General features: G+C 63.6%; 23 protein-coding genes. 11 read left to right on the top strand and 12 right to left on the bottom strand.

Going from position 1 to position 26,292, the window contains the following annotated elements:
• The first annotated feature begins 320 nt into the window (after positions 1–320).
• Entirely contained in the window at positions 321–773 is a 453-nt protein-coding gene (locus B0E48_RS16165; RefSeq protein ID WP_174566751.1) for a DUF192 domain-containing protein, read from the top strand.
• 220 nt (positions 774–993) lie between these two features.
• Here the strand turns inward: B0E48_RS16165 and B0E48_RS16160 are convergent, their stop codons facing one another.
• Positions 994–1,191 carry a rubredoxin gene (locus B0E48_RS16160; RefSeq protein ID WP_077444990.1) on the bottom strand — a complete coding sequence of 66 codons (198 nt, stop codon included), beginning with the start codon at positions 1,189–1,191 and terminating at the stop codon, positions 994–996.
• A gap of 111 nt (positions 1,192–1,302) precedes the next feature.
• Here B0E48_RS16160 and thiE point away from each other — a divergent pair, with 111 nt between their 5' ends.
• Together thiE and hemL are read left to right on the top strand one after the other, a co-directional pair.
• Complete coding sequence (gene thiE, locus B0E48_RS16155) at positions 1,303–1,947, top strand: thiamine phosphate synthase (protein WP_174566750.1); 645 nt, start codon at positions 1,303–1,305, stop codon at positions 1,945–1,947.
• The gene (gene hemL, locus B0E48_RS16150; protein ID WP_077519169.1) at positions 1,944–3,227 is read left to right on the top strand and encodes a glutamate-1-semialdehyde 2,1-aminomutase; all 1,284 of its coding nucleotides are present in this window, start codon (positions 1,944–1,946) and stop codon (positions 3,225–3,227) included. Before thiE ends, hemL begins: the two co-directional genes overlap by 4 nt.
• A 40-nt stretch (positions 3,228–3,267) precedes the next feature.
• Here the strand turns inward: hemL and B0E48_RS16145 are convergent, their stop codons facing one another.
• The 7 genes from B0E48_RS16145 to B0E48_RS16115 all read right to left on the bottom strand — a co-directional run bounded on the left by B0E48_RS16145 (position 3,268) and on the right by B0E48_RS16115 (position 10,783).
• Complete coding sequence (locus B0E48_RS16145; protein WP_077519168.1) at positions 3,268–3,687, bottom strand: VOC family protein; 420 nt, start codon at positions 3,685–3,687, stop codon at positions 3,268–3,270.
• A 29-nt stretch (positions 3,688–3,716) separates the two neighbouring features.
• Positions 3,717–4,967 carry an acetylornithine/succinylornithine family transaminase gene (locus B0E48_RS16140; RefSeq protein ID WP_077519167.1) on the bottom strand — a complete coding sequence of 417 codons (1,251 nt, stop codon included), beginning with the start codon at positions 4,965–4,967 and terminating at the stop codon, positions 3,717–3,719.
• A 669-nt stretch (positions 4,968–5,636) separates the two neighbouring features.
• Positions 5,637–6,977 carry a sigma-54 dependent transcriptional regulator gene (locus B0E48_RS16135; RefSeq protein WP_077519166.1) on the bottom strand — a complete coding sequence of 447 codons (1,341 nt, stop codon included), beginning with the start codon at positions 6,975–6,977 and terminating at the stop codon, positions 5,637–5,639.
• A gap of 295 nt (positions 6,978–7,272) precedes the next feature.
• Positions 7,273–8,091 carry an NAD(P)-dependent oxidoreductase gene (locus B0E48_RS16130; protein ID WP_077519165.1) on the bottom strand — a complete coding sequence of 273 codons (819 nt, stop codon included), beginning with the start codon at positions 8,089–8,091 and terminating at the stop codon, positions 7,273–7,275.
• A gap of 45 nt (positions 8,092–8,136) precedes the next feature.
• Positions 8,137–8,739 (bottom strand): LON peptidase substrate-binding domain-containing protein, encoded by a 603-nt coding sequence (locus B0E48_RS16125; protein WP_077519164.1) that lies wholly within the window; start codon positions 8,737–8,739, stop codon positions 8,137–8,139.
• A gap of 55 nt (positions 8,740–8,794) precedes the next feature.
• On the bottom strand, positions 8,795–10,153 hold the full coding sequence (gene mpl, locus B0E48_RS16120; RefSeq protein WP_077519163.1) for a UDP-N-acetylmuramate:L-alanyl-gamma-D-glutamyl-meso-diaminopimelate ligase: 1,359 nt from the start codon (positions 10,151–10,153) through the stop codon (positions 8,795–8,797).
• Positions 10,154–10,198: 45 nt separating this feature from the next.
• Positions 10,199–10,783, bottom strand: coding sequence for an adenylate kinase (locus tag B0E48_RS16115; RefSeq protein WP_077519162.1), 585 nt, complete (start codon positions 10,781–10,783; stop codon positions 10,199–10,201).
• Positions 10,784–10,974: 191 nt separating this feature from the next.
• Here B0E48_RS16115 and B0E48_RS16110 point away from each other — a divergent pair, with 191 nt between their 5' ends.
• From B0E48_RS16110 to ppa, 6 genes are all read left to right on the top strand, one after another.
• Complete coding sequence (locus tag B0E48_RS16110; protein WP_077519161.1) at positions 10,975–12,252, top strand: 6-phosphofructokinase; 1,278 nt, start codon at positions 10,975–10,977, stop codon at positions 12,250–12,252.
• 155 nt (positions 12,253–12,407) lie between these two features.
• Positions 12,408–12,773 (top strand): RcnB family protein, encoded by a 366-nt coding sequence (locus B0E48_RS16105; protein ID WP_077519160.1) that lies wholly within the window; start codon positions 12,408–12,410, stop codon positions 12,771–12,773.
• 174 nt (positions 12,774–12,947) lie between these two features.
• Positions 12,948–14,975 (top strand): sodium-translocating pyrophosphatase, encoded by a 2,028-nt coding sequence (locus B0E48_RS16100; RefSeq protein ID WP_077519159.1) that lies wholly within the window; start codon positions 12,948–12,950, stop codon positions 14,973–14,975.
• A 218-nt stretch (positions 14,976–15,193) separates the two neighbouring features.
• Complete coding sequence (locus tag B0E48_RS16095; protein WP_254424000.1) at positions 15,194–17,278, top strand: prolyl oligopeptidase family serine peptidase; 2,085 nt, start codon at positions 15,194–15,196, stop codon at positions 17,276–17,278.
• A gap of 128 nt (positions 17,279–17,406) precedes the next feature.
• Complete coding sequence (locus tag B0E48_RS16090) at positions 17,407–18,261, top strand: 2OG-Fe(II) oxygenase (protein WP_077519157.1); 855 nt, start codon at positions 17,407–17,409, stop codon at positions 18,259–18,261.
• Positions 18,262–18,354: 93 nt separating this feature from the next.
• On the top strand, positions 18,355–18,900 hold the full coding sequence (gene ppa / locus B0E48_RS16085) for an inorganic diphosphatase (protein ID WP_077519156.1): 546 nt from the start codon (positions 18,355–18,357) through the stop codon (positions 18,898–18,900).
• A gap of 12 nt (positions 18,901–18,912) precedes the next feature.
• On the opposite strand, the gene B0E48_RS16080 is transcribed toward ppa, so the two are convergent.
• The gene (locus B0E48_RS16080; RefSeq protein ID WP_077519155.1) at positions 18,913–19,839 is read right to left on the bottom strand and encodes a LysR family transcriptional regulator; all 927 of its coding nucleotides are present in this window, start codon (positions 19,837–19,839) and stop codon (positions 18,913–18,915) included.
• A gap of 100 nt (positions 19,840–19,939) precedes the next feature.
• Here B0E48_RS16080 and B0E48_RS16075 point away from each other — a divergent pair, with 100 nt between their 5' ends.
• Positions 19,940–21,160, top strand: a complete 1,221-nt coding sequence (locus B0E48_RS16075; protein ID WP_077519154.1) for an MFS transporter — start codon at positions 19,940–19,942, stop codon at positions 21,158–21,160.
• Positions 21,161–21,281: 121 nt separating this feature from the next.
• Entirely contained in the window at positions 21,282–22,298 is a 1,017-nt protein-coding gene (locus tag B0E48_RS16070) for a zinc-binding alcohol dehydrogenase family protein (protein ID WP_077519153.1), read from the top strand.
• A gap of 53 nt (positions 22,299–22,351) precedes the next feature.
• Here B0E48_RS16070 and B0E48_RS16065 read toward each other — a convergent pair whose 3' ends face one another.
• From B0E48_RS16065 to B0E48_RS16055, 3 genes are all read right to left on the bottom strand, one after another.
• Complete coding sequence (locus B0E48_RS16065) at positions 22,352–22,948, bottom strand: DUF892 family protein (RefSeq protein ID WP_077519152.1); 597 nt, start codon at positions 22,946–22,948, stop codon at positions 22,352–22,354.
• Positions 22,949–23,111: 163 nt separating this feature from the next.
• Positions 23,112–24,923, bottom strand: coding sequence for a sulfotransferase (locus tag B0E48_RS16060; protein ID WP_168170391.1), 1,812 nt, complete (start codon positions 24,921–24,923; stop codon positions 23,112–23,114).
• Positions 24,924–25,594: 671 nt separating this feature from the next.
• Positions 25,595–26,248, bottom strand: coding sequence for a TetR/AcrR family transcriptional regulator (locus B0E48_RS16055; protein WP_077519150.1), 654 nt, complete (start codon positions 26,246–26,248; stop codon positions 25,595–25,597).
• Positions 26,249–26,292: the final 44 nt, after the last annotated feature.

Genomic DNA, 26,292 nt, shown 5'->3' with positions numbered 1-26,292 from the left:
CACACAATTCACCTGCGCACACTGTCAAAGATCATTCGCTTGTCGCCGATTTCTCGGTGACGCCCCAGAACGTTTCGTCCTAGGTGAGCCGCCCATTCTACATCGCTTTTAGTGACCGTCAACACCCGGCGAAGAAATTTTTTCGTCGTCGGTTGTTGCGGAGACCTTCGCGAAAGGGCGTTTCGTCGAAGGGGGACGAATCATAGCGCCGCGGCGCAGATCTGGGAAGGGGCGCGTGCGTTTTTCTGTCACGAAAGCTGCGCGCAGCGGCAACACTACACTTCGCACGACATCCACCCAGCTATTGATGAGCGCCCACGATGAGACTGATCCTCGCACCCCTGTTGCTCTTGCTGGCCAGTTGCACCAACGCGACTCCTACAAGTCATGCAGCGCCTACCGTGCAGCTGCATGGGCAGCGCTTTACGGTCGAATTCGCCACGGACGATGCCAGCCGCGAGCATGGCCTGATGATGCGCAGCACGCTCGCCGCCGATCACGGCATGCTGTTTGTATTTCCGGATACAGGTCCACGGGGGTTCTGGATGAAAAACACACTGATCCCGCTCGACATCCTGTATTTCGACGCGGACCGCCGGCTGGTTTCGATGCAGCTGGATGTGCCTCCGTGCGAGGCCGATCCGTGTTCGATCTACCCGAGCAATGCCCCAGCTCGTTACGTGCTGGAACTCTCAAGCGGAACGGCACGTCGCATTGGCGCGAAAGCGGGCGATGAGCTGAAGATCACTGGGGACGTGGGGCCGGCGCACTGAGCAACCGCTCCTGGCGGATCCAGCAGGCCTACGCGAAAGGGAATCAGATCCTCGGGGCGCAGTTTTTCCAGTGCGTCCCAATCGTCTTCGAACGGAATGAACTGTCGCATGGGATGTTCCTCGGTAGGGCGCACCGGCTGAAGGTGCGCTGGAACATCAGAGCAGACGGCCCGGTCAGTCCGCTGACGGGATCGGGCCGTTTGCAGGCAGGATGTGGCTTTCAGTCGATTTCGATCATCTCGAAATCGTCCTTGGTAGTACCGCAGTCAGGACAGGTCCAGGTATCCGGCACATCCTCCCAGCGCGTGCCGGCGGCGATGCCTTCATCGGGTACACCCACGGCTTCGTCGTAGATATAGCCGCAGACGACACACATCCATTTGCGCAAGGCTGCGGTTTCGGTGGAACTCTGGCTCATGATCGGACTTCTTTGCTTACGGTTGAATTCCGTATTCTCGCAACTCGCCCGACATTGCGAAAGCATCGTCTCGCCCAACCACCCTCTCCACCCACGCCGAGGACCACACGTTTGAACACGTTCGCCCAGTTGGAAGGCCGCGGCCTGTATGCCATTACCGACGGCCCCCGTCATGACTTGCTGGAAGTCGCCAGGCAGGCGCTGGCCGGGGGCGCGCGAGTTTTGCAGTACCGCGATGAAAGCGACGACGAGCCCCGTCGCATGGCCGAAGCGACCGCGCTCAAGCAGCTGTGCGATGCCTTCGGCATACCGCTGATCATCGAACAGGATGTCACGCTGGCTCGGGCTGTTGGCGCGCACGGCGTGCACTTGGGCAATGACAAAGATGACATCGGCGCCGCGCGCGCGCTGCTGGGCAGCCGCGCGATCATCGGGGTGTCGTGCCGCGACTCGCTGCAACGCGCACGCACGGCAGTGCAAGCTGGCGCGGGATACATTTCGTTCGGCGCGTGCTTTGCTTCGCCGACCAAGCCGCTGGCACCGCGCGCGTCCATCGATCTGCTGGGGCAAAGTGCCGCGTTCGGCGTGCCACGGGTGGCGATCGGCGGGATCACGCCGGACAATGGCGCAGCGCTGGTCGCGGCCGGCGCAGACTTTCTGGCTTCGATCTCGACATTGTTCGGCGCCGCCGATGTGCTTGCCACGGCGCAGCGCTTCGCCCAACTGTATTCATCCCTTTCCGGAACATCCGCATGACGACCAATCGCGAACTCTTCCAGCGTGCCCAGCAACTGATGCCCGGCGGCGTGAACTCACCGGTGCGCGCGTTCAAGTCGGTCGGCGGCGAGCCGTTCTTCACCGCGCGTGCCGACGGGGCGTATTTGTGGGATGTCGAAGACACGCGCTATATCGACTATGTCGGCTCATGGGGCCCGATGATCGTCGGCCACAATCACCCCGCTGTGCGCGAGGCGGTCGAGCGCGCAGTGAAGAACGGCCTGTCGTTCGGTACGCCGTGCGCGGCCGAGGTGACCATGGCTGAGACGATCACCCGGCTGATCCCGTCGATCGAGATGGTGCGCATGGTCAACTCCGGCACCGAGGCGACGATGTCGGCGATCCGGCTGGCGCGCGGAGCCACCGGTCGCGCGAAGATCGTGAAGTTCGAGGGTTGTTATCACGGTCACGGCGACAGCTTCCTGGTAAAGGCCGGCTCCGGCGCGCTGACCTTCGGCGTGCCCACCTCGCCGGGCGTGCCGAAGGCAAATGCCGATCTCACGCTGACCCTTCCCTTCAACGATCTCGATGCAGCGAAAGCGCTGTTCGCCAAACAAGGGCACGAGATCGCCGGCCTGATCATCGAGCCGGTCGCCGGCAACATGAACTGCATCCTGCCCAAGGACGGCTATCTGCAGGGACTGCGCGAACTGTGCACGCAGCACGGCGTATTGTTGATCTTCGACGAGGTGATGACCGGTTTCCGCGTCGCGCTCGGCGGCGCGCAGGCGCATTACGGCGTGACGCCGGACCTCACCACGTTCGGCAAGATCATCGGCGGCGGCATGCCGGTGGGTGCCTACGGCGGCCGGCGCGACCTTATGGAACAGATCGCACCGGCCGGCCCGATCTATCAGGCCGGCACGCTGAGTGGCAATCCGGTGGCGATGGCCGCGGGTCTGGCGATGCTGGAACTGATCCAGGCGCCAGGTTTCCACGACCGGCTTGCCGCATGCACACGCCTGCTGTGCGACGGCCTGCAGTCGGTTGCCGACGGTGAAGGCGTCGCGTTCAGCACCAACCGCGTGGGCGCGATGTTCGGCCTGTTTTTCACGCGCGAGCAGGTGGAGAGCTACGCACAGGCCACCGCGACGGATGCCGCACTGTTCAACCGCTTCTTCCACGGCATGCTCAAGCGTGGCGTGTATCTTGCGCCGTCGGCCTTCGAAGCCGGCTTCATGTCCAGCGCGCACAGCGAACAGGACATTGCCGATACGCTGGAAGCGGCACGCGGCGCACTGCGCGAAGCACGTATGTAACGCATCCGCCCGCGTCGCTCGGCGACGCGGGCGTGGCCGCTTACCAGCTGCCGATATTCGGCATCGACGTCCACGGCTCCTGCGGCGGCAGATGTCCTTCCTGCAGCAACTCGATCGAGATCAGATCGGGCGAACGCACGAAGGCCATGTGACCGTCGCGCGGCGGGCGATGGATGGTATAGCCCATTGCCTGCAAGCGCGCACAGGTGGCGTAGATGTCCTCCACGCGAAATGCCAGATGGCCGAAGTTGCGCGCCGAGCCGTAGTCCTCCTGCGAACCCCAGTTGTACGTCAGCTCGACTTCCGCTTCCGGGCTATCCGGCGCGGCGAGGAAGACCAATGTGTACTTGCCCGCAGGGACTTCGGTGCGGCGCGTCTCGCGCAGGCCAAGGCCCTCGCAGTAAAAACGCAGCGAGGCGTCGAGGTCGCGCACACGCACCATGCTGTGCAGGTATTTCATCGGGAATGCTCCTAATGCGGTGCGCGGATTCAGACCGCGGCGAAATCGTTCAGTGCGGTGTACAGGCGGGCGAGCCCTTCGGCCAGTTCATCATCGGTAATCGTCAGCGACGGCACGAAACGCAGCACGTCCGGGCCGGCCTGCAGCAACAGCAGGCCATGGGCGGCGGCGTGATCGAGGATCTCGCCCGCCTTGCCCTTGTAGGCATCGGCCAGCACCGCACCGATCATCAGGCCACGGCCACGCACCTCGGCGAACAAATGCAGATCGTGATTGATCCGCGTTAGTCCGGCGCGCAGATCGTTCGCCTGCCGCTCCACGTTCATCAGTACGGCCGGCGAAGCGAGCTTGGCCAGCGCGACGCGGGCGACCGCCGCCGCCATCGGATTACCGCCGAAGGTAGTGCCGTGCGCACCGTATTGCATCACCTCGGCCACCTTCGATCCGGCTAGCATCGCGCCGATCGGAAAGCCGCAACCGAGTGCCTTGGCCAGCGTCACGATGTCCGGCGTCACATGATCCTGGGTATGCGCGAACAGGGTGCCGGTACGACCCATGCCGCACTGGATTTCGTCCAGCACCAATAGTGCGTCGTGTTGATCGCACAACTCGCGAACGCGCTTGAGGAAGCCCGGCGCCGCCGGCAGCACGCCACCTTCGCCCTGCACCGGCTCCAGCATCACCGCGGCGATGCCGCCTTCGGCGAACGCGGCCTCCAGCGCGACAGGATCGTTGAATTCCAGATAACGGAAACCACCCGGCAACGGCTCATAGCCTTCCTGGTACTTCGGCTGCGCGGTCGCGGTGACCGTGGCCAGTGTGCGTCCGTGGAACGAGCCCTTGAAAGTGATGATCGTGCGCTGCTCGGCAGTACGCCCCTTCGAGGCTGCCCACTTGCGCACCAGCTTGATCGCCGCCTCGTTCGCCTCGGCACCGGAGTTGCACAGGAAGACCCGCTGGGCAAAGTGCGAAGCGCGTACCAGCTCCTCGGCCAGCCGCAGCGGCGGCTCGGTATAGAACACATTGCTGCTGTGCCAGAGCTTGTGCGCCTGCATGTTGAGTGCAGCAAGCAGATCCGGATCCTGATGACCGAGCGCGTTCACCGCGATGCCCGCACCGAAATCCACGTAGTCACGACCCTCGGTATCCCACACCCGCGCGCCTTTGCCGTGATCGAGCACCAGCTCGCGCGGCTTGTACACCGGCAGCCAGTAGCGCTTGCCCAGCTCGATCAGGGACGGGTCGATCAAGGATGGATGGGATGCGTCGTGCGAAGACATGGCGTACTCCGGGCATTGCCGCGGTGGGCAATACCGTCGATAGGGGTGAAAGAGACACGGCGTGATGCGGACGCGGAGGCGTTGGCACGCTTTGGTGCACATCGTAAAACCTGCGCCCACGCTTGCACAGACGAATGCATGCTTGATTTGCCATCGCCCTGTATCGATACCGTTACATCGGACGCCCGCTCTACAACTGCAACCACTCAGGGCCGTCCCGCCGAGTGGTACGGAACCTTAGTTGTAAACCCCGCAACACCTCCGCCGGCGACATGGCAGCCGCCAGAACATGGCGAAACCCTTGCAGGACAGGCATTGGCTCGCCATGGCACAGCCTTTGCTGACTTTTGCCATCAGGTCGGTGCCTGCGGCGGGCACCGACCTGTTGCCTCTGCGTTCAAGCCGCGCGTGCGGCGATGAGGGCGGCAACCCGGCGAACTCCTGTGCGCCGGGCACCCATGGAACCCCCGGCCCGACCCCTGCGGGCCGGGGACTTCCTTCGAATGGGCAGCATCGGCTGTGCATGTCGCGCACCAGATGACTGCGGCGCGCCGCACCGCGATGCGGAGCCGCCGTGCGACACGCATACTCGACAAATACACCTTCCGGTAGTCACACCCGGCATCCGTCTTGCGCTGAAGGCAGCAAACGCCCGCAGTCGAAGGGTGGTCAGCGCAATTGCTCAAGTTCCAGCTGATGCTTCTTGCACAGCCGGTACACCGTGACCCGCGACACCTTGAGCCGGCGTGCGCATTCACTGATGTTGAAACGACTCTCGCGCAGACAGGCGACCACCGCATCACGCTCCGCGGAGATGCGGCTGAGGCCCAGGCTGAGTCGCATGGCATGCAGCTGCGCGGCGTCTTCAAGATCCAGATCGGCTGCCGTGATCATCACATCCTCCGCCACCACGGCAGCGCGCTGCACGCGATTGAGCAGCTCGCGCACATTGCCGGGCCACGCGAAACTGCGCAGCGCCTGGCGTGCCGCATGGCTGAATCCACGGGCGCAGCTGTTGTGATGCTCGCGGAAACTATCCAGGAAATGCTGCGCAAGCAGCACCACATCATCCTCGCGCTCGCGCAGCGCCGGCATATGCAGGCGCAGCACGTTGAGGCGGTAATACAGGTCCTCACGGAAACGACCCTGCTCCACCGCCTGCTCCAGGTTGACATGGGTCGCCGCCAGCACGCGCACATCGACACTGATCGACTGGCTGCTGCCGACACGCTCCAGCGTCCCTTCCTGCAGGAAACGCAGCAGGTTGGTCTGTGCATCCAGCGGGAGGTCACCCACCTCGTCGAGAAATACGGTACCTCCTGCTGCCGATTCGAAATGACCGATCCGACGGGCATTCGCGCCAGTGAACGAGCCGCGCTCGTGGCCGAACAGCTCCGACTGCACCAGATTTGGCGCCAGTGCACCGCAATTGATCGCCGCAAACGGGCGATGCCGACGTGCCGACAATTCATGCAAGGCACGCGCCGCCACTTCCTTGCCGGCACCCGTCTCGCCGGTGATCAATACCGGCAAGTCGACCGGCGCATATTTGCGGATGCTGGCCACCACCGCCTGGATGGCCGCACTACGCCCGGTCATGCCACCGATATCCGCATGGCCGACAGGCAGATGGTTGCTGCCAATCAGGGTGAGCTTGTCGAGCAGTCGCTGCAGATCAAGCGGCGCGGTGAAGAAATCCACGCTGGCCAGCAGGACGCGCGCCACTTGCGGATCTTGTGTCGGCAGCTCCGCCGAAAGCAGCGTCAGCCAGGGCAGCCATGCATGATCGGCCATCATCAGTTCCAACGCATGCAGCCTGTCTGCGCCGCCTTGTCGCAGATCGGCCAGCGCCACCACCGTATCGCCGCGGCGCATGCCGACGCCACCCGGCTCGGCTACATCCGCAATGCGTAGATTCCAGCCTGCGCGGATCAGCTCCGCCTGCTCATGGCTCTCCGGCTGACCAAACCAGACGACACAACGTCTGGGCACTTCCCTGACCACCGTCATGGCTCCCCTCCCCGCCCCTGGGCTACGGGCTATGGGCTATGGGTTACGGGCTTTCGGCCAGATGCGATGCAAGCTCCATGCAACACCGTACTGTTCAGGTCAGCGCAAATGGCCGTTTGGACCGCTGCATAGATGAAACATGGATCATCACTATACAGCCGTTCCGATGACGATAAACTGACAACTTGGCCAAAAACAGCTCGGCCAAAAGCTGGATATCGCATCAGCCATCTGACCAAGGACATGAACTTGGCGTCCTGATTTCGCAGGTTCATGCGGATGGCGATTTGTACCCTCAGTCGAGGAACAAATCCGGCAGCAGCGGCATACCCGGCTGCACCGCATACGCATCGAAATCGCTGATCCCCGCTTCGCGCAGAACCTCCTCATCGATCGCGAAGTGGCCGGTGTAGTCGCGCGCCACGCGGGTCAACATCGCGTGCGCAGCGTCGGCGACAATCTCCGGCTTGCGGCATTGCGCAGACTGCACACCGTCGATCATCGCAATCGCCGCCGTGGCAATCACCGTGCGCGGCCATAAGGCGTTCACCGCAATGCCGAGTGGCGCGAATTCCGCACTCATGCCCAGCACGCACAGGCTCATGCCGTATTTGGCGATGGTGTAGGCAGTGTGCGGGGCAAACCATTTCGGATCGAGGTTAGGTGGTGGCGACAGCATCAACACATGCGGATTGGACGCCTGCTTCAGATACGGCAGACAGCTCTGGGTCACCAGGAAGGTGCCGCGCGTGTTGACCTGATGCATCAGGTCGTAGCGCTTCATCGGCGTATCGGCGGTGCCGGCCAGCCAGATTGCGCTTGCATTGTTGACCACGATATCGATACCGCCAAAATGTTCGGCTGCCTGTGCTGCAGCAGCGCGCACCTGCTCCTCTTCGCGGATGTCCACCTGCAAGGCGAGCGCCTTGCCACCGGCCGCCTCGACGGCCGCGGCCGCGGTGTGGATGGTGCCGGGCAATTTCGGATTCGGCACGCCACTTTTGGCAGCGATCACGATATTCGCGCCATCGCGGGCGGCGCGCAGGGCGATCGCCAGGCCGATGCCGCGCGAGGCACCGGTGATGAACAAGGTCTTGCCGGCAAGATTGGCCATGCGCATCGACTCCGTCTGAAAGACGTCAGTGTACCGGTCGCCGGTTCACGGCTTCTGGAAGCGCGGCAGGATGTCACGCAGCTCCGCCAGCCGCAGCAGCGGATCGTTCAACTCGAGCATGTGCTGTTGCTCGGTCGCGTCCAGCGGCAGCAGCTCGGCCAGGCGAAAACCCAGCCAGCTGGCATCGTCATACGCGCTGCGCGGAGCATGCCGCCAATGCGGCGCCATCGTCTCGATCAGCCGTTCGAGGATGCTTTGCAGCAGGGCAAACTCCACCGGCACTTCCAGCTCCGGCTCGGCTGGCCAGACTTCCACATCGCCACGCAACAGGCCATCGGCGCGCACCCGGCTGCGCGCGACGCGGAAGCGCGCACCGCCCTCGGCCACGATGCCGAGCAGGCCGTCCTCGCCACGATGGAAATCGTTGATCCGCGCGATCGTGCCGATCGCCGCCGGCACCGCGGGAGAGCCCGCCTCATGCCCCTCAAGAATCAGACATACGCCGAAGCCGGTGCCATGACGCGTGCACTCGCGCACCAGGTCGAGGTAGCGTGGTTCGAAGATGCGCAGATGCAGCTGGCCGGCGGGAAACAGCACGCTGGCCAGCGGAAACAACGGCATCTCGATGAGTGGCGACTGGGTGGCCATGCGGCGAGTGTAACGAGTGCCAGCGCATCCGGTCAGCGCACGGCGCGCCGTCGACTCAATCCTGCCGCAGACGCTCAACGAAACGCCGCGGTGCCGCCTCGAAGCCACCGTTGGACATGAAGATCACCTGGTCGCCTGGTCGTGCCTGCGCGTGCAGTGCCTCGATCAGTGCGTCCACGGTCGGTGCCGTGCTGCCGCGCCCACCCAGCGCCGCGGTGACATGGCTGGCATCCCACGGCAACTCGGGGCGATGCAGGAACACCACCGCATCGGCGTCGCTCAGCGATGGCGCCAGCGCCTCGGCATGCGCACCCTGGCGCATCGAGTTCGAGCGCGGCTCCAGTGCCACCAGGATGCGTGCCGAGCCAACCTTCGCACGCAGCCCGGCCAGCGTGGTGGCGATCGCCGTGGGGTGATGGGCGAAGTCGTCGTAGACGCGCACGCCATTCACTTCGCCGACCAGCTCCATTCGGCGCTTGACGCTCTCGAATGTGGCAAAGGCTGGCAGCAACGCGCGCGGATCGGCACCCGCCGCCGTCGCCGCCGCCAGTGCCGCCAGTGCGTTCATCACGCTGTGGTTGCCGAGCAGGGACCAGCGCACGTCACCGATCGGCTCGCCGTTGCGATGCACGGTGAAGACCGAGCCATCCGCTTCGACCAGTGTGGCCTGCCAGTCGCCGCAGCCGATGCCGAAGGTTTCCACTGGCGTCCAGCAACCCATCGCCAGCACTTCGGCGAGCCGCGCATCTTCAGCATTGACGATCAGGCGTCCATTGCCCGGCACGGTGCGCACCAGATGATGGAACTGGCGCTGGATCGCCGCGACATCCGGGAAGATGTCCGCGTGGTCGTATTCAAGGTTGTTGAGGATCGCGATGCGCGGCCGGTAGTGCACGAACTTGCTGCGCTTGTCGAAGAACGCGGTGTCGTATTCGTCCGCCTCGATCACGAACGGCTTGCCGTGCCCCAGCCGCGCCGACACGCCGAAATTGCCCGGCACGCCGCCAACCAGAAAACCCGGCGCTAGTCCCGCTTCTTCGAGCAGATGCGCCAGCAGGCTGGTGGTGGTGGTTTTGCCATGCGTACCGGCCACCGCCAGCACCTCGCGCCCATCCAGCAGCGTCTCGCCCAGCCATTGTGGGCCGGAGATGTAGCGCAGCTGCGCATCGAGCATGTATTCGACGGCGGGGTTGCCGCGAGTCATCGCATTGCCGACCACGACCAGATCCGGTGCCGGCTTCAGATGGTCCGCCGTATAGCCGCGCATCAATTCGATGCCGAGCGCTTCGAGCTGGTTGCTCATCGGCGGGTAGACGTTGGCGTCGGAGCCTTCGACCGTGTGGCCCAGCTCGCGCGCCAGCGCAGCGACACCGCCCATGAAGGTGCCGCAGATGCCGAGGATGTGCATACGCATGCTGGAAGAAATCCTTGAAACTCTCGGCCCGCCGGAGAATCCGGCTCAGCCGTTCGCCGCCGCCGATTCTTGCTGGAGCGCACGTTTGACCCGAACCGTAACATCGGCCAGTTCACCGACACCGTCGACCACCTGCAGCTTGCCGCGCCTTGCGTAGAAGTCGGCTACCGGCGCAGTTTGCTCCGCATAGATCGCCAGGCGCTTGCGCACGGTGTCCGGATTGTCATCGGCACGGCCTTCCGCCTTGAAGCGGATTTCACAGCGGGCGATGATCGCCTCGTTCGGCACATCGAGCTTCACCACCGCATCCAGTGGCTGGTTGAGCTTGGCCAGCAGGTGATCGAGTGCATCGGCCTGGACCAGATTGCGCGGGTAACCATCGAGAATGAAACCGGCCTTCGCATCAGCCTGGGCCAGACGCTCTTCCAGCATGCCGAGCAGGATGTCGTCGGAGACCAGCTGGCCGGCATCCATCACCGCCTTGGCCTTGAGCCCCATCGCGGTGCCTGCCGCAACCGCGGCACGCAACATGTCGCCGGTCGAGATATGCGGCACACCCAGTTCCACCTTCAGCCGGGCAGCCTGCGTACCTTTGCCCGAGCCGGGCGCACCAAGTAGGACGAGTCGCATAATGCTCCACAAGTTTGGCGAGCTGCCGCACACTGCGGCAGCTCGCCAGATTCCCAGAATTGACCGTCAAATTAGCCGCTGCACCGGATGCCGTCAAACGGCGGCTGCCGCCGACCGCCGCCAAGTGATTGTTGCGAAAAGCTTTGCCGCTGATCGTCGACCCGTCCGCTACTGCCCGATTGAGGATGCCCATGAGCCCGAACCGTCGTCCGCCAGCCGTTACCGGCAACCTGCTGTACGCCCAGTCCGGCGGCGTCACCGCGGTGATCAACGCTACCGCCGCCGGCGTGATCGAGGCCGCACGTACCAAGGGTGTAAAGGTGTACGCCGCGCGCAACGGCATCCTCGGCGCGCTGCGCGAGGAGCTGATCGACACCTCGAAGGAGTCGACGACGGCCATCACCACGCTGCGGCATACGCCGGGCGGCGCGTTCGGCAGCTGCCGCTACAAGCTGAATTCGCTGGAGGACAACCGCGCCGAGTACGCGCGATTGATCGATGTATTCCGCGCACACGACATCCGCTGGTTCCTCTACAACGGCGGCAACGACTCGGCCGATACCGCACTGAAGATCTCGCAGCTGGGCAAGGCGATGGGCTATGACATCCGCTGCATCGGCGTGCCGAAAACCGTGGACAACGACCTGGCCGTCACCGACTGCTGCCCCGGCTTCGGCTCGGTGGCCAAGTACACCGCGATCTCCACGCTGGAAGCGAGTCTCGATGTCGCCTCAATGGCCGAGACCTCGACCAAGGTGTTCATTCTCGAAGTGATGGGGCGCCACGCGGGCTGGATCGCCGCCGCCGCCGGGCTCGCCGGCGAAGGCGCGGATGCGCCACCACACATCATCCTGTTTCCCGAGAACACCTTCGATGAAGTCGCGTTCCTGGCCAAGGTGAAGGCCACCGTCGAGCGCGTGGGCTGGTGCACCGTGGTCGCCTCTGAAGGCGTGCGCAATGCGGCCGGTCAGTTCCTCGCCGAGGCCGGCACACGCGACGCCTTCGGCCATGCACAACTCGGTGGCGTGGCGCCGGTGCTTGCCGCGCTAGTGAAGGAAAAGCTCGGCTACAAATACCATTGGGCGCTGCCCGATTACCTGCAGCGCTCCGCCCGGCATGCCGCCTCGAAGGTCGACGCCGAGCAGGCCTACGCGGTCGGCAAGGCTGCGATCGAGTTCGCGCTGGCCGGCATGAATGCGGTGATGCCGGTGGTCGTGCGCACCAGCGATGCGCCCTATCGCTGGAAGATCGAGCCGGCACCGCTGGCGAAGATCGCCAATCGCGAGAAGAAGATGCCGAAGAACTTCATCAGCCGCGACGGCTTCGGCATCACTGCCGCCGCGCGCCGTTACCTTGCTCCACTGATTCATGGCGAAGCGCCGTTGCCCTACGGCAAGGATGGCCTGCCGCGCTATGTGCAACTGAAGAACGTGGCGGTTGCGCAGAAGCTGCCGGCGTTCCAGCGCTGAGTCGTAATTACCTGCGACGCGTCACGCCCTGCTGAGTCCAGCCTGAAACGGCTGTGGCCCGGCTGCCCTGCGTTCAGCCGAATGTTTTTACGATCCACCACGCCCGAGTCGATGTCCGCGCCGTTGCGGCCACGATCTCCGTGGAGGAAACCACGATGAAATTCATCAACCGCCTGCTTATTGCTGCCGCCCTGCTTAGCACCGGCAGCCTGGCATTGGCCGCCCCGGATCATGACGACCACGGCCGCCATGATCGCGACCATCGCGGCCACGACCGCGGTCACGATGACCACCGCGGTCACGGCGATGATCATCGCCGCTACGGCTATCGCGATGGCGGCCCGCGCCACTCGCGCTGGGAACGTGGCCACCGCTACAACGGCCCGACCTATGTCGTGCGCAACTACGGTTATTACCGCCTGCGTCCACCACCGCGCGGTTATCGCTGGGTGCGTGCGGACAACGACTTTCTGCTGGTCGCGGTTGCCACCGGCATCATTCTGGACGTCGCGCTGCACTGAGTCCGCGTTTACCCGAATGACCCAGGGCCATGCCACTGCGCATGGCCTTTTTCTTTCCGCAATGGACGAACACCAACGCGCTGCGCCGCACAACAGCCTGTGCAACAAGGTCTGCCTATACTCCGTGAGACCGCCCGTTCCGGGCGGCCGCATACAACCCATGGGGAGGCTCCGATGCTGCAGCAGTATGGCTGGTGGATCGTTTTGGCTTGTGCGGTAGTGGCGGTTTTGTATGGCGCGTTTTCGTCGCGCTGGGTCCTGGCGCAATCGCCGGGCAATGCGCGGATGCAGGAAATTGCTGCAGCCATCCAGGAAGGCGCCCGCGCCTATCTCAACCGTCAATACACCACCATCGCGATCGTCGGTGTGGTGTTGCTGCTGTTGATCGGTTTCTTTCTGAACTGGCCGACCGCGATCGGCTTCCTGCTCGGCGCCGTGCTGTCCGGCGCGACCGGCTACATCGGCATGAACGTGTCGGTGCGCGCCAATGTGCGCACCGCCGAAGCGGCCCGGCGCGGCCTGAGCCCGGCGATGGACGTGGCGTTCCGCGGCGGCGCGATCACCGGCATGCTGGTGGTGGGGCTGGCCCTGCTGGGGGTCGCCGGTTACTGGCTGATCCTCAAATGCATGGGCCTCACCGACGAAGCGGCGCTGCATGCGCTGGTCGGTCTCGCCTTTGGCAGCTCGCTGATCTCGATCTTCGCGCGGCTGGGTGGCGGCATCTTCACCAAGGGTGCCGATGTGGGTGCCGACCTGGTCGGCAAGGTCGAGGCCGGCATTCCCGAGGACGACCCGCGCAACCCGGCGGTGATCGCCGACAACGTGGGCGACAACGTCGGCGACTGCGCGGGGATGGCGGCCGACCTGTTCGAAACCTATGCGGTGACCGTGATCGCCACCATGCTGCTGGGTGGCCTGATGGTCAGTGACGTGGGGCCCAACGCGGTGCTGTACCCGCTGCTGCTCGGCGCGGTGTCGATCATCGCCTCGATCATCGGCACGCTGTTCGTCAAGGTGAAGGAAGGCGGCTCGATCATGGGCGCGCTGTACAAGGGCGTGGTTGTCTCGGCGGTGCTCGCCGCTGCCGCGTTCTATCCGATCACCATGCAGCTGATGGGCGGCTTCACCGGTGGTGCTATGAACCTGTGGGGCTGCTCGCTGATCGGACTGGCGTTGACCGGCCTGATCGTGTGGATCACCGAGTACTACACCGGCACCCAGTACAAGCCGGTGCAACACATCGCTGCTGCCTCCACCACCGGCCACGGTACCAACATCATCGCCGGCCTCGGTGTGTCGATGAAGTCGACCGCGATGCCGGTGATCGTGATCTGCGTGGCGATCTGGGGGGCGTACGCCCTGGGTGGCTTGTACGGCATCGCGATCGCCGCCACTGCCATGCTCTCGATGGCCGGCATGATCGTGGCGCTGGATGCCTACGGCCCGATTACCGACAACGCCGGCGGCATCGCCGAGATGGCCGACCTGCCGCCGGAAGTGCGCGGTGTCACCGATCCGCTCGATGCGGTCGGCAACACCACCAAGGCGGTGACCAAGGGTTACGCGATCGGTTCGGCCGCACTGGCCGCGCTGGTGCTGTTTGCCGATTACACGCATAACCTGCAGGCCAGTCATCCAGGCCAGACCTTCGCGTTCGATCTGTCCGACCACATGGTGATCATCGGCTTGCTGATCGGCGGCCTGATCCCTTACCTGTTCGGTGCGATGGCGATGGAGGCGGTCGGTCGTGCGGCGGGTGCGGTCGTGGTCGAAGTGCGGCGGCAGTTCCGCGACATTCCCGGCATCATGGCCGGCACGGCCAAGCCGGAGTACTCGCGCGCGGTGGACATGCTGACCAAGTCGGCGATCCGCGAAATGATCGTGCCCTCGCTGCTACCGGTTGCCGTGCCGATCGTGGTCGGCCTGCTGCTGGGGCCGAAGGCGCTCGGCGGCGTGCTGATCGGCACCATCGTCACCGGTCTGTTCGTGGCGATCTCGATGACTACCGGTGGTGGTGCATGGGACAACGCGAAGAAGTACATCGAGGATGGCCACCACGGCGGCAAGGGTTCCGAGGCGCACAAGGCCGCGGTCACCGGTGACACCGTCGGCGATCCGTACAAGGACACCGCCGGTCCCGCGGTGAATCCGCTGATCAAGATCATCAACATCGTGGCGCTGCTGCTGATTCCGCTGCTGTAAGCCAAACGTCTCGCGACAGCGAAAGTCCCGCTCCGGCGGGACTTTTCGTTTCAAGGCAACGCAGTCAGCTCACCCTGACTTTAGTCACAGGCGCCCGCATGATCATGCGGCTACGCTCGATCAGTCGCGGGCCACGCCCGTTGCATCCATCCGCACACGAGGGGCACACGATGAAATCGGTCTGGCTGATGCTGGCACTCGGCGTCACACTCACGGGCATGAGCAACGCCAATGCCCAGAACGACAAACCCACCAAGGCTCCCACGGACACCAAGGTGACCGACGACCCCTACCTGTGGCTGGAAGACATCCGCGGCACCCGCTCGATGGACTGGGTAAAGCAAGAGAACGCGGTGACGACGAAGCAGTTCGTCGACAACGCCGAATTCGTCAAGACCCGCGACAGCATCCTCGAAGTGCTCGACTCGGACGCACGCATTCCCGACGTCGGCCGCATGGGCGACTACCTCTACAACTTCTGGCGTGACAAGGCGCACCCACGCGGCGTCTGGCGGCGTACCACGCTGGCCGAGTACCGCAAGGCCGAACCGAAATGGGACGTCGTGCTGGATATCGACGCGCTGAACAAGGCCGAGGACAAGCGCTGGGTGTTCAAGGGCGTGCAATGCCTGAAACCGAACTACGCACGCTGCCTGATCTCGCTGTCGCCGGACGGTGGTGACGCGGTGACCGTGCGTGAATTCGATATCCCCGGCAAAGCCTTCGTCAAGGACGGCTTCGAGTTGCCGGTGGCGAAGACCGAAGCCAGCTGGATCGACGACAACACGATCTATGTCGGCACCGATTTCGGTCCCGGCACGATGACTGAATCGAGCTACCCGCGCATCGTCAAGGAATGGAAGCGCGGCACTCCGCTGACTGCAGCCACCACGGTTTATGCCGGCAAGCCGACCGATCTCGCCATTGGCGCCTCGCATGACCGCACGCCAGGTTATGAGCGCGACTTCGTTTCCGTCGCCAAGGATTTCTTCCACAGCGAGCTGTACCAGCGCGTCGGCGACAAGCTCATCCGCGTCGACGTGCCGACCGATGCCAGCGCCGACGCCCATCGCGAATGGCTGCTGGTGCAGACGCGCTCAACGTGGACGATCGGCGGGAGCACCTATCCGTCCGGTGCGCTGCTGGCGACGAAGTTCGATGACTTCATGGCCGGCAAGCCGCATTTCACCGTGCTGTTCAAGCCTGACGCGCACACTTCGCTGGCCTCGGGCACATGGACCCGGCATCATCTGATCCTCGATGTGCTGGACGACGTCAAGAGCCGGCTGGAAGTGCTGACGCCGCCGGAAAAGGGCACGGCTGACTGGAAACGCGAAACCATGCCCGGTGCACCGGCGATGAGTACGGTCAGCGTAGTCGATACCGATCCCGACAACAGCGATGAATACTGGCTCGGCGTCGCCGGCTTCCTCACCCCGGCATCGCTGCAGCGTGGCGTGCTCGGCAGCGTGCCGGCCGAGACGATCAAGCAGGAACCTGCATTCTTCGATGCCTCGAAATTCGAGGTCAGCCAGCACTTCGTCAGCTCGAAGGACGGCACCCGCGTGCCCTACTTCGAGATCGCCCCGAAAGACATGAAGCTGGACGGCTCCAACCGCACCTTGCTGTACGGCTACGGCGGTTTCGAGGTTTCGCTGCAGCCGTTCTACAGCGGCAGCGTCGGGCGCGCGTGGCTGGATCGTGGCGGTGTCTATGTAGTCGCCAATATCCGCGGTGGTGGTGAATATGGCCCGCAATGGCACCAGGCCGCACTGAAGGCAAATCGTCCGCGTGCTTATGAGGACTTCGCGGCAGTTGCCGGAGACTTGGTCAAGCGCGGCGTGACTTCCGCCAAGCATCTCGGTGCCGAAGGCGGCAGCAATGGCGGCCTGCTGATGGGCAACATGCTGACGATGTATCCGCAGCTGTTCGGCGCGATCGCCTGCGAAGTGCCGCTGCTCGACATGAAGCGTTACACCCACCTTTCCGCCGGTGCCTCGTGGATGGCCGAGTACGGCAATCCGGATACCGCGGACTGGAACTTCATCAAGACCTTCTCGCCCTACCAGAACCTGCACAAGGAAACGCATTACCCGCCAGTGCTGTTCTACACCACCACCAGCGACGACCGCGTCGGCCCGGTGCAGGCACGCAAGATGGCGGCGAAGATGCAGGCGATGGGCATTCCAGACGTGTGGTTCTACGAGAACCTCGAAGGCGGCCATGGCGCCGGTGCCGACAACAAGCAGGCGGCACTGATGCATGCGCTGGCCTACGATTTCCTGTGGGATCAGTTGAAGTAAGTCGAGCGACCTCATGCGACACCCGCGAGCCGGCTTTTGCCGGCTCGCGTCATTGGCAGCCACGATGGATTTCGCCCTAAGCCACCAGTGAAGTAGTCTTTCAGAATCCTCGCCTCACGCACGCCACCATGCACCCTCGCACCACGATCAGCCCCGAACTGCGCGAATGGATTCTTGCCACGACCTTGGCCGGGCATGGCGTGCCGGACGTATTGCGGCTGATGAAGGAGAGCGGCTACGACCCGCGACAGAGTCGCAGCATCGTCGCCGAAGTGCTGAAGCTGCCACTGGCCGCCTTGCACGCCAGCACCGACCAGCCGGTGCCGCAGGGGCTGCGCACGCAACATCCCGAAGCACCCGATGTCACGATCGACGGCCACACCGTCCACGTCACGCTCAGCGTCGACACACCAGCACTGCGGGTACTGGACGGCATCCTCACCGACCAGGAATGCGCCGAGCTGATCGCGCTGGCGCGGCCACGCCTGCAGCGTGCACTCACCGTCGACACCGAGGGCAGGCAGCAGGTGGATCAGCGGCGCACCAGTGAAGGGATGTTCTTCACGCCGAACGAACTGCCGCTGATCGGCCGGATCGAGCAGCGCCTGGCGAGCTTGCTCGGCGTACCGGAGAATCACGGCGAGGGCCTGCAGATCCTGCATTACCTGCCCGGGCAGGCGTACGAGCCGCATTACGACTGGTTCGATCCCGATCAGCCCGGCTACGGCGCGGTGACCGCGACCGGCGGCCAGCGCGTCGCCAGTGTGGTGATGTATCTGAATACGCCCGAGCAAGGCGGTGGCACCGCCTTCCCGGAGATCGGCCTGACCATCACCGCCCGCCGCGGCTCGGCCATCTACTTCGCCTATGAAGGCGGCGACCGCAGTTCACTGCATGCCGGCCTGCCAGTACTGCGTGGCGAGAAATGGATCGCCACCAAATGGCTGCGCGAACGGCCTTTCCGGAAGCAACGCCAAGCATGAGTCCAAGCCCGGCTTGATGTGGTCATTGCTGCGACGCAGCAGCGTTTGGCGTATCCTTGCAGGCCAACTTTCTCATCAGTGCAAGGACATCCCATGGGTCTGCATCTTGTCCCCGCCGGTCGCAACGTGCCGGACGAAATCAACGTCATCATCGAAATCCCCAAGGATGCCGAGCCGATCAAGTACGAGGTGGAGAAGGAAAGCGGGGCGATCTTCGTCGACCGCATCCTGTCCACCCCGATGCGTTACCCGTGCAACTACGGCTATGTGCCGGGCACGCTGGGCGGCGACGGCGATCCGCTGGACGCGCTGGTGATCCTGCCGCTGTCGCTGATCCCCGGTTCGGTGATTCGCTGCATCCCGGTCGGCATGCTGAAGATGTCCGACGAGGCCGGCAGTGACGAGAAGCTGATCGTGCTGCCTGCGCCGAAGATCTTCCCGGGCTATGCGCACATCACCGACATGAAGGGCGTCTCGCCGCACTGGCTGGAGCGCATCGGCCACTTCTTCGAGCACTACAAGGATCTCGAGAAGGGCAAGTGGGTCAAGATCGACGGCTGGGTCGGCGCCGACGCGGCGAAGGCCGAGATTGTGGCCGGCGTCGAACGTTACCTGGCAAGTCAGCCTGCCAAGGCCTAAGTTGACGGCGCGTCACTTTCGACGGTGGCGCGCTTGCTCCCACGGCGGATTCTCGCCCAGCCGTTCGGCCAGAAAATCGACGAAGGCACGCACCCGCGGCGGCACCAGTCGGCGTTGCGGCATCACCGCGTAGATCCCGGTTTCGGCGATCGGATAATCCGGCAACACGACCTGCAGCCGCTTTGCACGTAGCTCCTCATGCACGTGCCAGATCGAGTGCAGGGCGATGCCCAACCCGGCCACCACCGCATCACGCAGCAACTCGCCTTGATTGCTCTCGAAGCGGCCGTGCACGCGCTGCGCAATGTCACCGCCGTGACCATCCCCAAAATGCCACACGTCCTGTCGCCCCTGACTGCCGACCAGCAGCAGGCAGTCGTACTCGGCCAGATCCGCCGGCGTGCGTGGCGTGCCGTGCTGGCGCAGGTAATCCGGGGACGCACACAGCACGCGCCGGTTCGTCGCCAGCTTGCGCGCCACGAGGCCAGAGTCGCCCAGTGCGCCGACGCGGATGCCCAGGTCAAAACCGGAGCCGACCAGATCCAGCATCTGGTCGTTGAGATTCACGCTGAGTTTCACGCGCGGATACTGCGCCAGGAATTCCGGGAGCAACGGCGAGATGTACTGTCGCCCGAACGAGGCCGGCAAGGTAACGCGCAAAGTGCCGGTCACTTCGGTGGCACCTTGGCGCAAGCCGCCGGTCAACGCTTCCAGATCCTCCACCAAAGCACGGCCCTGCTCGGCTAGCGCGGCACCTTCCGGCGTGGCGTGCAGCTGGCGCGTGGTCCGGTGCAGAAGGCGCACGCCAAGGTCGCGCTCCAGCCGCTTCAGGCGCTGGCTGGCTACCGCCACTGACAGATCCAGGCTACGCGCAGCCGCACTGATCGAACCCAGGTCGAGCACGCGCAGGAATAGGCTGAGGTCGCCGACACGATCCATAATTATCAAACGTCTATTGATAATGATTAGCCATCTTGGCGGTTTTTAGCGAAAAGGCAACCGCCTAAGCTGAAGCATCGTTTCTGCCCGGACTGTCGTCATGCCCCCCCTTTCCACCACCCGGCCCCGCACGCCGTTGGCACTGTACGCGCTGACCGCCGGCGCGTTCGGCATCGGCACTACCGAATTCGTGATCATGGGCCTGCTGCTGCAGGTGTCCGCCGACCTGCACGTCAGCATCGCCGCGGCCGGCCTGCTGATCTCCGGCTATGCGCTGGGCGTGTTCGTCGGCGCGCCACTGCTGACCGCCGCAACCAGCCGGCTGCCGCACAAGACGGCGCTGATCGCGTTGATGGTGATCTTCACCATCGGCAACCTGGCCAGCGCACTGGCACCGAGCTACGGCGTGTTGATGCTTGCGCGAGTGATCACTTCGCTGGCCCACGGCACCTTCTTCGGCGTCGGCGCGGTGGTGGCGACAGGACTGGTCACGGAGGACCGCAAGGCCTCGGCGATCTCGATCATGTTCACCGGCCTCACCGTGGCCACCCTGCTCGGCGTTCCGGCCGGCGCGTGGCTGGGCCTGCACTTCGGCTGGCGTGCCACGTTCTGGGCGGTCAGTGCAATCGGTGTGCTGGCCACCGTGATCATCGCCACGCTGGTGCCGGCCGACCGCAGCGACAGCGCGCCGATGAAGTTCGTCGAGGAGCTGAAGGGCATCGCGCATCCACAGGTGCTGCTCGGCTTGCTGATGACCGTGCTCGGCTTCGCCGGCGTGTTCGCGGTGTTCACCTATATCCAGCCGATCCTGACCCGCGTCACCGGCTTCGACGACTCTGCGGTGTCGCCGATCCTGCTGGTGTTCGGCGGCGGCATGGTGGTCGGCAACCTGCTCGGCGGCCGGCTGGCGGACAAACGGCTGGTGGCGACCCTGCTGGGATCGCTGGCCGCGCTGGCCATCGTGCTCGGCACAATGACGTTCGCGCTGCACAGCAAGCCGGCAATGATTGCGTTCAGCGGCCTGCTCGGCATCGCCGCATTCGCCACCGTGGCGCCGCTGCAGTTGCGTGTGTTGCAGAAGGCCACCGGCGGCCAGGTGCTGGCTTCGAGCTTCAACATCGCCGCATTCAACCTCGGCAACGCGATCGGTGCATGGCTGGGCGGCGTGGTGATCAGCCACGGGCCAGGCCTCGGCGCGGTGACCTGGGTGGCAGCGCTGCTGCCAGTGCTTGGACTTGCCGTCGCGCTGTGGAGTGTGCGTTTGGACATCCACCGATCGCGCCGCACCATCGCGTTGGCATGTACTGACACAGCGCTTTAGAACAGCTTCGGTTTTGCCAACATCGCCACTCACGCACATCGGCTTATGCTTCATGTTTCCGTTACGGAACGCTGAGCAAGTACCGTCCGAAATCAGCCACACCTCAGGTTATGGAGTCGCCATGAAAGCCGTTGCCCTCACCCGTTATCTGCCCATCGATGATCCGCAGTCGCTGACCGATGTCGAACTGCCCAAGCCGGTACCCGGCGGACACGACCTGCTGGTTCGCGTCGAAGCCATATCGGTGAATCCGGTCGACACCAAGATCCGTTCGCCGAAACCACAGGTCGAGGCGCAACCGAAAGTGCTCGGCTACGACGCCGCCAGCACCGTCGAAGCGATCGGTGAAACGGTCAGCGGCTTCAAGCCGGGCGATCGCGTGTACTACGCCGGCGATGTCACTCGCGCCGGCAGCAATGCCGAGTACCAGCTGGTCGATGCGCGATTGGTCGGCCACGCGCCGAAGTCGATCGAGCTGGCCGACGCGGCAGCACTGCCGCTGACCACGATCACCGCATGGGAACTGCTGTTCCAGCGCATGCCGTTCGACAGCGAGCACGGCGGCGAGGGCAAGTCACTGCTGATCATCGGCGGTGCCGGCGGGGTCGGCTCGATCGCGATCCAGCTGGCGCGACGCGCCGGCTTCACGGTGATCGCCACGGCATCGCGCGCGGAAAGCATCGACTGGTGCCGCAGCATGGGCGCGCAACATGTGATCAATCATCGTCAACCGTTGGCGCCGCAACTGGCGGCATCGGGTTTCACGCAGATCGACGCGGCGATCAATCTCGCCGACACCGACCGTTACTGGGAAACGCTGGGCGAACTGCTGGCGCCGCAAGGCCATGTCGGCCTGATTGTGGAACCCAGCGGCGCACTGAAGATCGGTGACCCGTACAAAGCCAAGTGCATCGGCATCCACTGGGAAATGATGTTTGCTCGCCCGCGCTTCAAGACGCCGGATCAGGCCGAGCAGGGGCACATCCTCGAACGCGTGGCCGCCTTGATCGATGCCGGTGAATTGCGCGGCACGCGCACCGCGACATTGACACCGATCAATGCCGCTAATCTGCGCGAGGTGCATCGTCGACTGGAATCGGGCACGACGATCGGCAAGCTGGCTCTGGCCGGCTGGTGATCTCTGTCAATTGACGGATGGCACGCAGGTGCGCGCCATCCGTACCCATCCGATCAACCGCGCTTGGTCGCCGACTTCTTGTCTGGCGCCGGCTTGGCCGGCTCGCCTTTCTTGCCCAGCTGTTCCAGCAGCGTGTTCATGTCTTCGGCGTGTTCCTCTTCCATCGCCAGGATGCCTTCCAGCATGCGACGGGTGGTCGAATCGTCGGTGCCGATGTAGTCGATGATCTCGCGATAGCTGTCGATCGCGATGCGTTCGGCGACCAGATTTTCCTTGATCATGTCGACCAGATCGTCGCCCTCGACGTAGTCGGAATGACTGCGGCTGAGCAGGCCTTCCGGCGACAGGTTCGGCTTGCCGTCGAGCTGGGTGATGCGCTCGGCGATGAGGTCGGCATGGCCCTGTTCCTCGTTGGCGTGTTCCAGGAACTCGGCTTTGACGCTCTGCGAGTTGATGCCCGACGCCATGTAGTAGTGATACTTGTAGCGCAGCACGCAGACCAGCTCGGTCGCCAGCGCATGGTTGAGCAGCTTGACCACAGTGGCGCGGTCGGCGCTGTAGCCCGCGGTCATCGCGCCTTTCTCGATGTCCTTGCGGGCGCGCTTGCGGATGTTCTCGATGTCGCTGACGAACGGCTTGATCTTGGCCATGGCTTGCTCCTGCGGGACGTGGGAATGGGCATTGGCGAGTATTTCCGCCGAAAGTCAGGACAGCGTAGGAATGCGCATGGAAAAGCCAGGTGAAGATCACTTCAGCTGGCTTCTCTCGTAAAGGCTTGCAACAGGCCGGTTGGCGCCTGCAGGACTTGATCGTTCAGCGCGCAGCGAACCGCTCGGCCCGATCGAGCGTGGCCTGCAGGTCCGGAACAACCTGTTCGATCAGCTCCTCATGCCGACGCCATTTGTCGGAAGCAGGCTCGGTGACGGTATAGCGCGAAAGCGGAAGCACCCCATCGAGCGAACGATCCCATTCAAGTTCGAGCGCGCCGCACAGTCGAGTCATCTCGGCCGCCGGATCCACAAGGAAGGCATCATATCGCGCCACATGGCAACGACCGGGCGCCAGCGCTTCGAGATCATCCAGCAGGATACGCGTGGTGGTCTCCCACTGCGCTGCCACGATCTTCTGCAGCGGTAGTCCGATCAACTCACGCCAGCCCGGCACGAGCAGCAGCGACCACGGCAGGCCATTCCAGCCAGGGAGGTCCGGGTACATGCGGAAACGACCAGACTGCCAGGCCTCGATCATGCTGCTCAGCGTCTGGCGCGGATCGCGATGAAGGTAGACGAACCTGGCCTCCGGAAAAACTTTCATCAAGAACGGCACACGCAATGAATTCTTTGGAGTTTTCTCCAGCAGGCGGACGGGCCTCTGTGCCGCTGGCCGTCCCTCTCTGTCGCGCAATTCGGCAAGGAAGCGATCGCGCAACTCCTTGCTCAAGGCCGGTGTCGCCACGACCGGATCAAGCTGATTGGAGTCGAAGCCATACTGCTTCGGATGCAGACCCTGGATGCCCTCGATCAAGGCATGACTCTCTTGGCCAATCGTGAACAGGCCAGGCGCCTGCGCCAATGTTTCGAACAGCAAGGTCGAGCCCGAACGTGGCGGTGAGACGATGAACACCGGACGATCGAATACTTCATCGCGATCATCGACGGCAGCGCGTGGTCCGGACATCACGGGTTTCCGTGGCTCATAGGCACCCACATCTTTGCCGGAATCAGCGATAGCCACATCCAGCAGCATGGGGCGCAGGATGTTCATGACCTTTACGCCATTCAATGCTGTGAGCGGTGCCGCAACCTGTTCCATGGCATGCTCGAATGCGTTCAACGTTTCACGATAGAACGGCCACCCACTGCGAGCAGTGCCGTATTGCATCCACAACGGCTTCCATTTGGCAATGAATTGCGACGCTACTCGCTGCGCTGAAGCCAGTTGCTGGTGGGGATGTACTTCCCCGAGAAGGAAGATCAGATGTTCCTGTAGTTCCCATGGAGTCATCACCACGGGCACATTGACTGACTCATATGCCAGCTCGGAACGAACCTCGGATGTCGCCGCAACAGCCTCTTCGCGCCAGCTCTCGAAGCCGGCATGCCCTGGCGCCCGGCCGCGGCTGACCAGATCCCAGAATCCATCACTGCCGACCGTGTCTGCCACCAGGTGAATTCGCTCATCCCCGTCGGTATTGATCACCTGGTGAACGCGCCAAGTGTCGAAAATCCAGCACTCACCGGCTGCCATATTGACTTCAGCTTCGCCGCAGATGAACCGAACCGTCGGCTTGGTCACGATCGGTACGTGGACGCGCGTGCGTTCACGCCAGTAATAGCTGACATCGGCGTGCGGCGTGACCTCGGCGTGACCGCTCAGCTTCATCAGGCGCGTGCGCCCCCACACGGCGCCAATCCGATGCAGCACCTGGGTCAGGTAGGGGCATTGCTTGAGATAGGGTGTTGGCCCCATTGGGCCGTTGATGGCGTCAACATCGGGATTGCCGTTCACCGAAATCAGCGGCAACGCAAAATTGCCGGCAAACTTCTGTGGATGTAGGCGCCAGCAGGATGTGTCGAAAGCACGCACTTCCTCAGACAACCGTTCAGCGTCGAAATGCAGCGGCAACTGGACGAACGGAACTGAAAGTTTCATCGGCGACCCTTACTAGCGTTAATAGATTTCGCTGCCAGTGGCACGAAACTGCGCAGCTTTCTCGCCCATGCCTTTGTCGATTGCCTGACATGCTTGAATGCCGTGTCCCGCAGCATAGCCGCGTACGTCCTGGACGAGCTTTATCGAGTAGAACTTCGGGCCACACATGGAGGAAAGTGTGCACCTTTGCGTGCGACCTTTGGCAACGTCCAGGAAGTGGCGCAGACCGTGATCCACAGACTGCTCTCGCCATCGAGCAGGATCGGCATCTGGCAGATTTCACGCTGTGACACGTGCAGGCTGAACCGACCGCCCTGCACGTAGATCTTGCACGAACCTGAAATCGAGCGAACAACGGCCGCGTGGAGTCCCTGGTCTGTGCGCAAGATCGTAGGGCAGGACATTGATCGGCGTGGTTCCGGCTTCTGTTCAAACGCCGGCACAGGGATGCGAGGCTCCTTTGCGAGGAGCGCAAATGAAACAATAGGTACGCGACGGTGCTGGACGCGCGACGGGTGACATCGTGCGACGATGTGTTCTACACCGGTATTCGCCGGATCAGATCCGAAGAGACAATCTCAACTGACTATCGGTCGGTACCTGCGCTTCAACTGGAGCATGTATGCGACAGGTGGCTGCGCGGCTCAGCGCGGCCGATAGGCGCGCAGGAACATGGTGACACCGGCACGCGCGGTGGCTTCGATTTCCTCGGCGTAGCTTTCGGGGCAATCGGCGCAGCCGAACATCTGACGCATCATCAGGTTGCCCTTGATCAGTGCCAGGAACTGTCCGCTGGCACGGGGCACGTCCTCGATCTCCAGCTGGTCGGCGTCAACCGCCTGTTGCAGCAGGCGTTCCATCAAGCCATGCGTACGCGTGGCGCCCTCCTCCCAGATCAGCTTGCCATAGCGCGGATTGCCCTGGCGGCAATCGCTGAGGATGGCGCGGAAGGTGCCCACGGTTTCGGCGTTGCAGTCCAGATGGGCATGGGTCAACGCCACCCGCAGCAAGGTTTCCTTGATATCCACCTGCGCATCGAAGAAATAGGTTTCTTCCGGCAGCAGGTCCTGGATGCGCGAGCGGATCACTTCGCGGAACAGGTTGTCCTTGTCACCGTAATGGCTGTACACGGTGAGCTTGGATACGCCGGCATCGGCGGCGATAGCGTCCATGCTGGTACCGGCAAACGCATTGCGGATGAACAGTGCCTTAGCCGCCGCCAGAATCGCCGCACGCTTCTCCATGTCCTTGGGACGGCCTGGGCCTTGCTGGGGTCTGCTTTGCGCGCTGGCAGCCATGGGGGACACCTTCACAAATGGAATTCCAGACTTTATTATACGAG

It is taken from the genome of Rhodanobacter sp. C03, assembly GCF_002001175.1.
Lineage (GTDB): Bacteria > Pseudomonadota > Gammaproteobacteria > Xanthomonadales > Rhodanobacteraceae > Rhodanobacter.
This window is presented reverse-complemented; position numbering and strand designations above follow the sequence as displayed.

Bases quoted from the DNA above. Each gene is read 5' to 3' on its own strand.
- B0E48_RS16165 (WP_174566751.1), top strand. From the start codon at position 321: ATGAGACTGATCCTCGCACCCCTGTTGCTCTTGCTGGCCAGTTGCACC.
- B0E48_RS16160 (WP_077444990.1), bottom strand. From the start codon at position 1,191: ATGAGCCAGAGTTCCACCGAAACCGCAGCCTTGCGCAAATGGATGTGT.
- hemL (WP_077519169.1), top strand. From the start codon at position 1,944: ATGACGACCAATCGCGAACTCTTCCAGCGTGCCCAGCAACTGATGCCC.
- B0E48_RS16145 (WP_077519168.1), bottom strand. From the start codon at position 3,687: ATGAAATACCTGCACAGCATGGTGCGTGTGCGCGACCTCGACGCCTCG.
- B0E48_RS16140 (WP_077519167.1), bottom strand. From the start codon at position 4,967: ATGTCTTCGCACGACGCATCCCATCCATCCTTGATCGACCCGTCCCTG.
- B0E48_RS16135 (WP_077519166.1), bottom strand. From the start codon at position 6,977: ATGACGGTGGTCAGGGAAGTGCCCAGACGTTGTGTCGTCTGGTTTGGT.
- B0E48_RS16130 (WP_077519165.1), bottom strand. From the start codon at position 8,091: ATGGCCAATCTTGCCGGCAAGACCTTGTTCATCACCGGTGCCTCGCGC.
- B0E48_RS16125 (WP_077519164.1), bottom strand. From the start codon at position 8,739: ATGGCCACCCAGTCGCCACTCATCGAGATGCCGTTGTTTCCGCTGGCC.
- mpl (WP_077519163.1), bottom strand. From the start codon at position 10,153: ATGCGTATGCACATCCTCGGCATCTGCGGCACCTTCATGGGCGGTGTC.
- B0E48_RS16115 (WP_077519162.1), bottom strand. From the start codon at position 10,783: ATGCGACTCGTCCTACTTGGTGCGCCCGGCTCGGGCAAAGGTACGCAG.
- B0E48_RS16110 (WP_077519161.1), top strand. From the start codon at position 10,975: ATGAGCCCGAACCGTCGTCCGCCAGCCGTTACCGGCAACCTGCTGTAC.
- B0E48_RS16105 (WP_077519160.1), top strand. From the start codon at position 12,408: ATGAAATTCATCAACCGCCTGCTTATTGCTGCCGCCCTGCTTAGCACC.
- B0E48_RS16100 (WP_077519159.1), top strand. From the start codon at position 12,948: ATGCTGCAGCAGTATGGCTGGTGGATCGTTTTGGCTTGTGCGGTAGTG.
- B0E48_RS16095 (WP_254424000.1), top strand. From the start codon at position 15,194: ATGAGCAACGCCAATGCCCAGAACGACAAACCCACCAAGGCTCCCACG.
- B0E48_RS16090 (WP_077519157.1), top strand. From the start codon at position 17,407: ATGCACCCTCGCACCACGATCAGCCCCGAACTGCGCGAATGGATTCTT.
- ppa (WP_077519156.1), top strand. From the start codon at position 18,355: ATGGGTCTGCATCTTGTCCCCGCCGGTCGCAACGTGCCGGACGAAATC.
- B0E48_RS16080 (WP_077519155.1), bottom strand. From the start codon at position 19,839: ATGGATCGTGTCGGCGACCTCAGCCTATTCCTGCGCGTGCTCGACCTG.
- B0E48_RS16075 (WP_077519154.1), top strand. From the start codon at position 19,940: ATGCCCCCCCTTTCCACCACCCGGCCCCGCACGCCGTTGGCACTGTAC.
- B0E48_RS16070 (WP_077519153.1), top strand. From the start codon at position 21,282: ATGAAAGCCGTTGCCCTCACCCGTTATCTGCCCATCGATGATCCGCAG.
- B0E48_RS16065 (WP_077519152.1), bottom strand. From the start codon at position 22,948: ATGGCCAAGATCAAGCCGTTCGTCAGCGACATCGAGAACATCCGCAAG.
- B0E48_RS16055 (WP_077519150.1), bottom strand. From the start codon at position 26,248: ATGGCTGCCAGCGCGCAAAGCAGACCCCAGCAAGGCCCAGGCCGTCCC.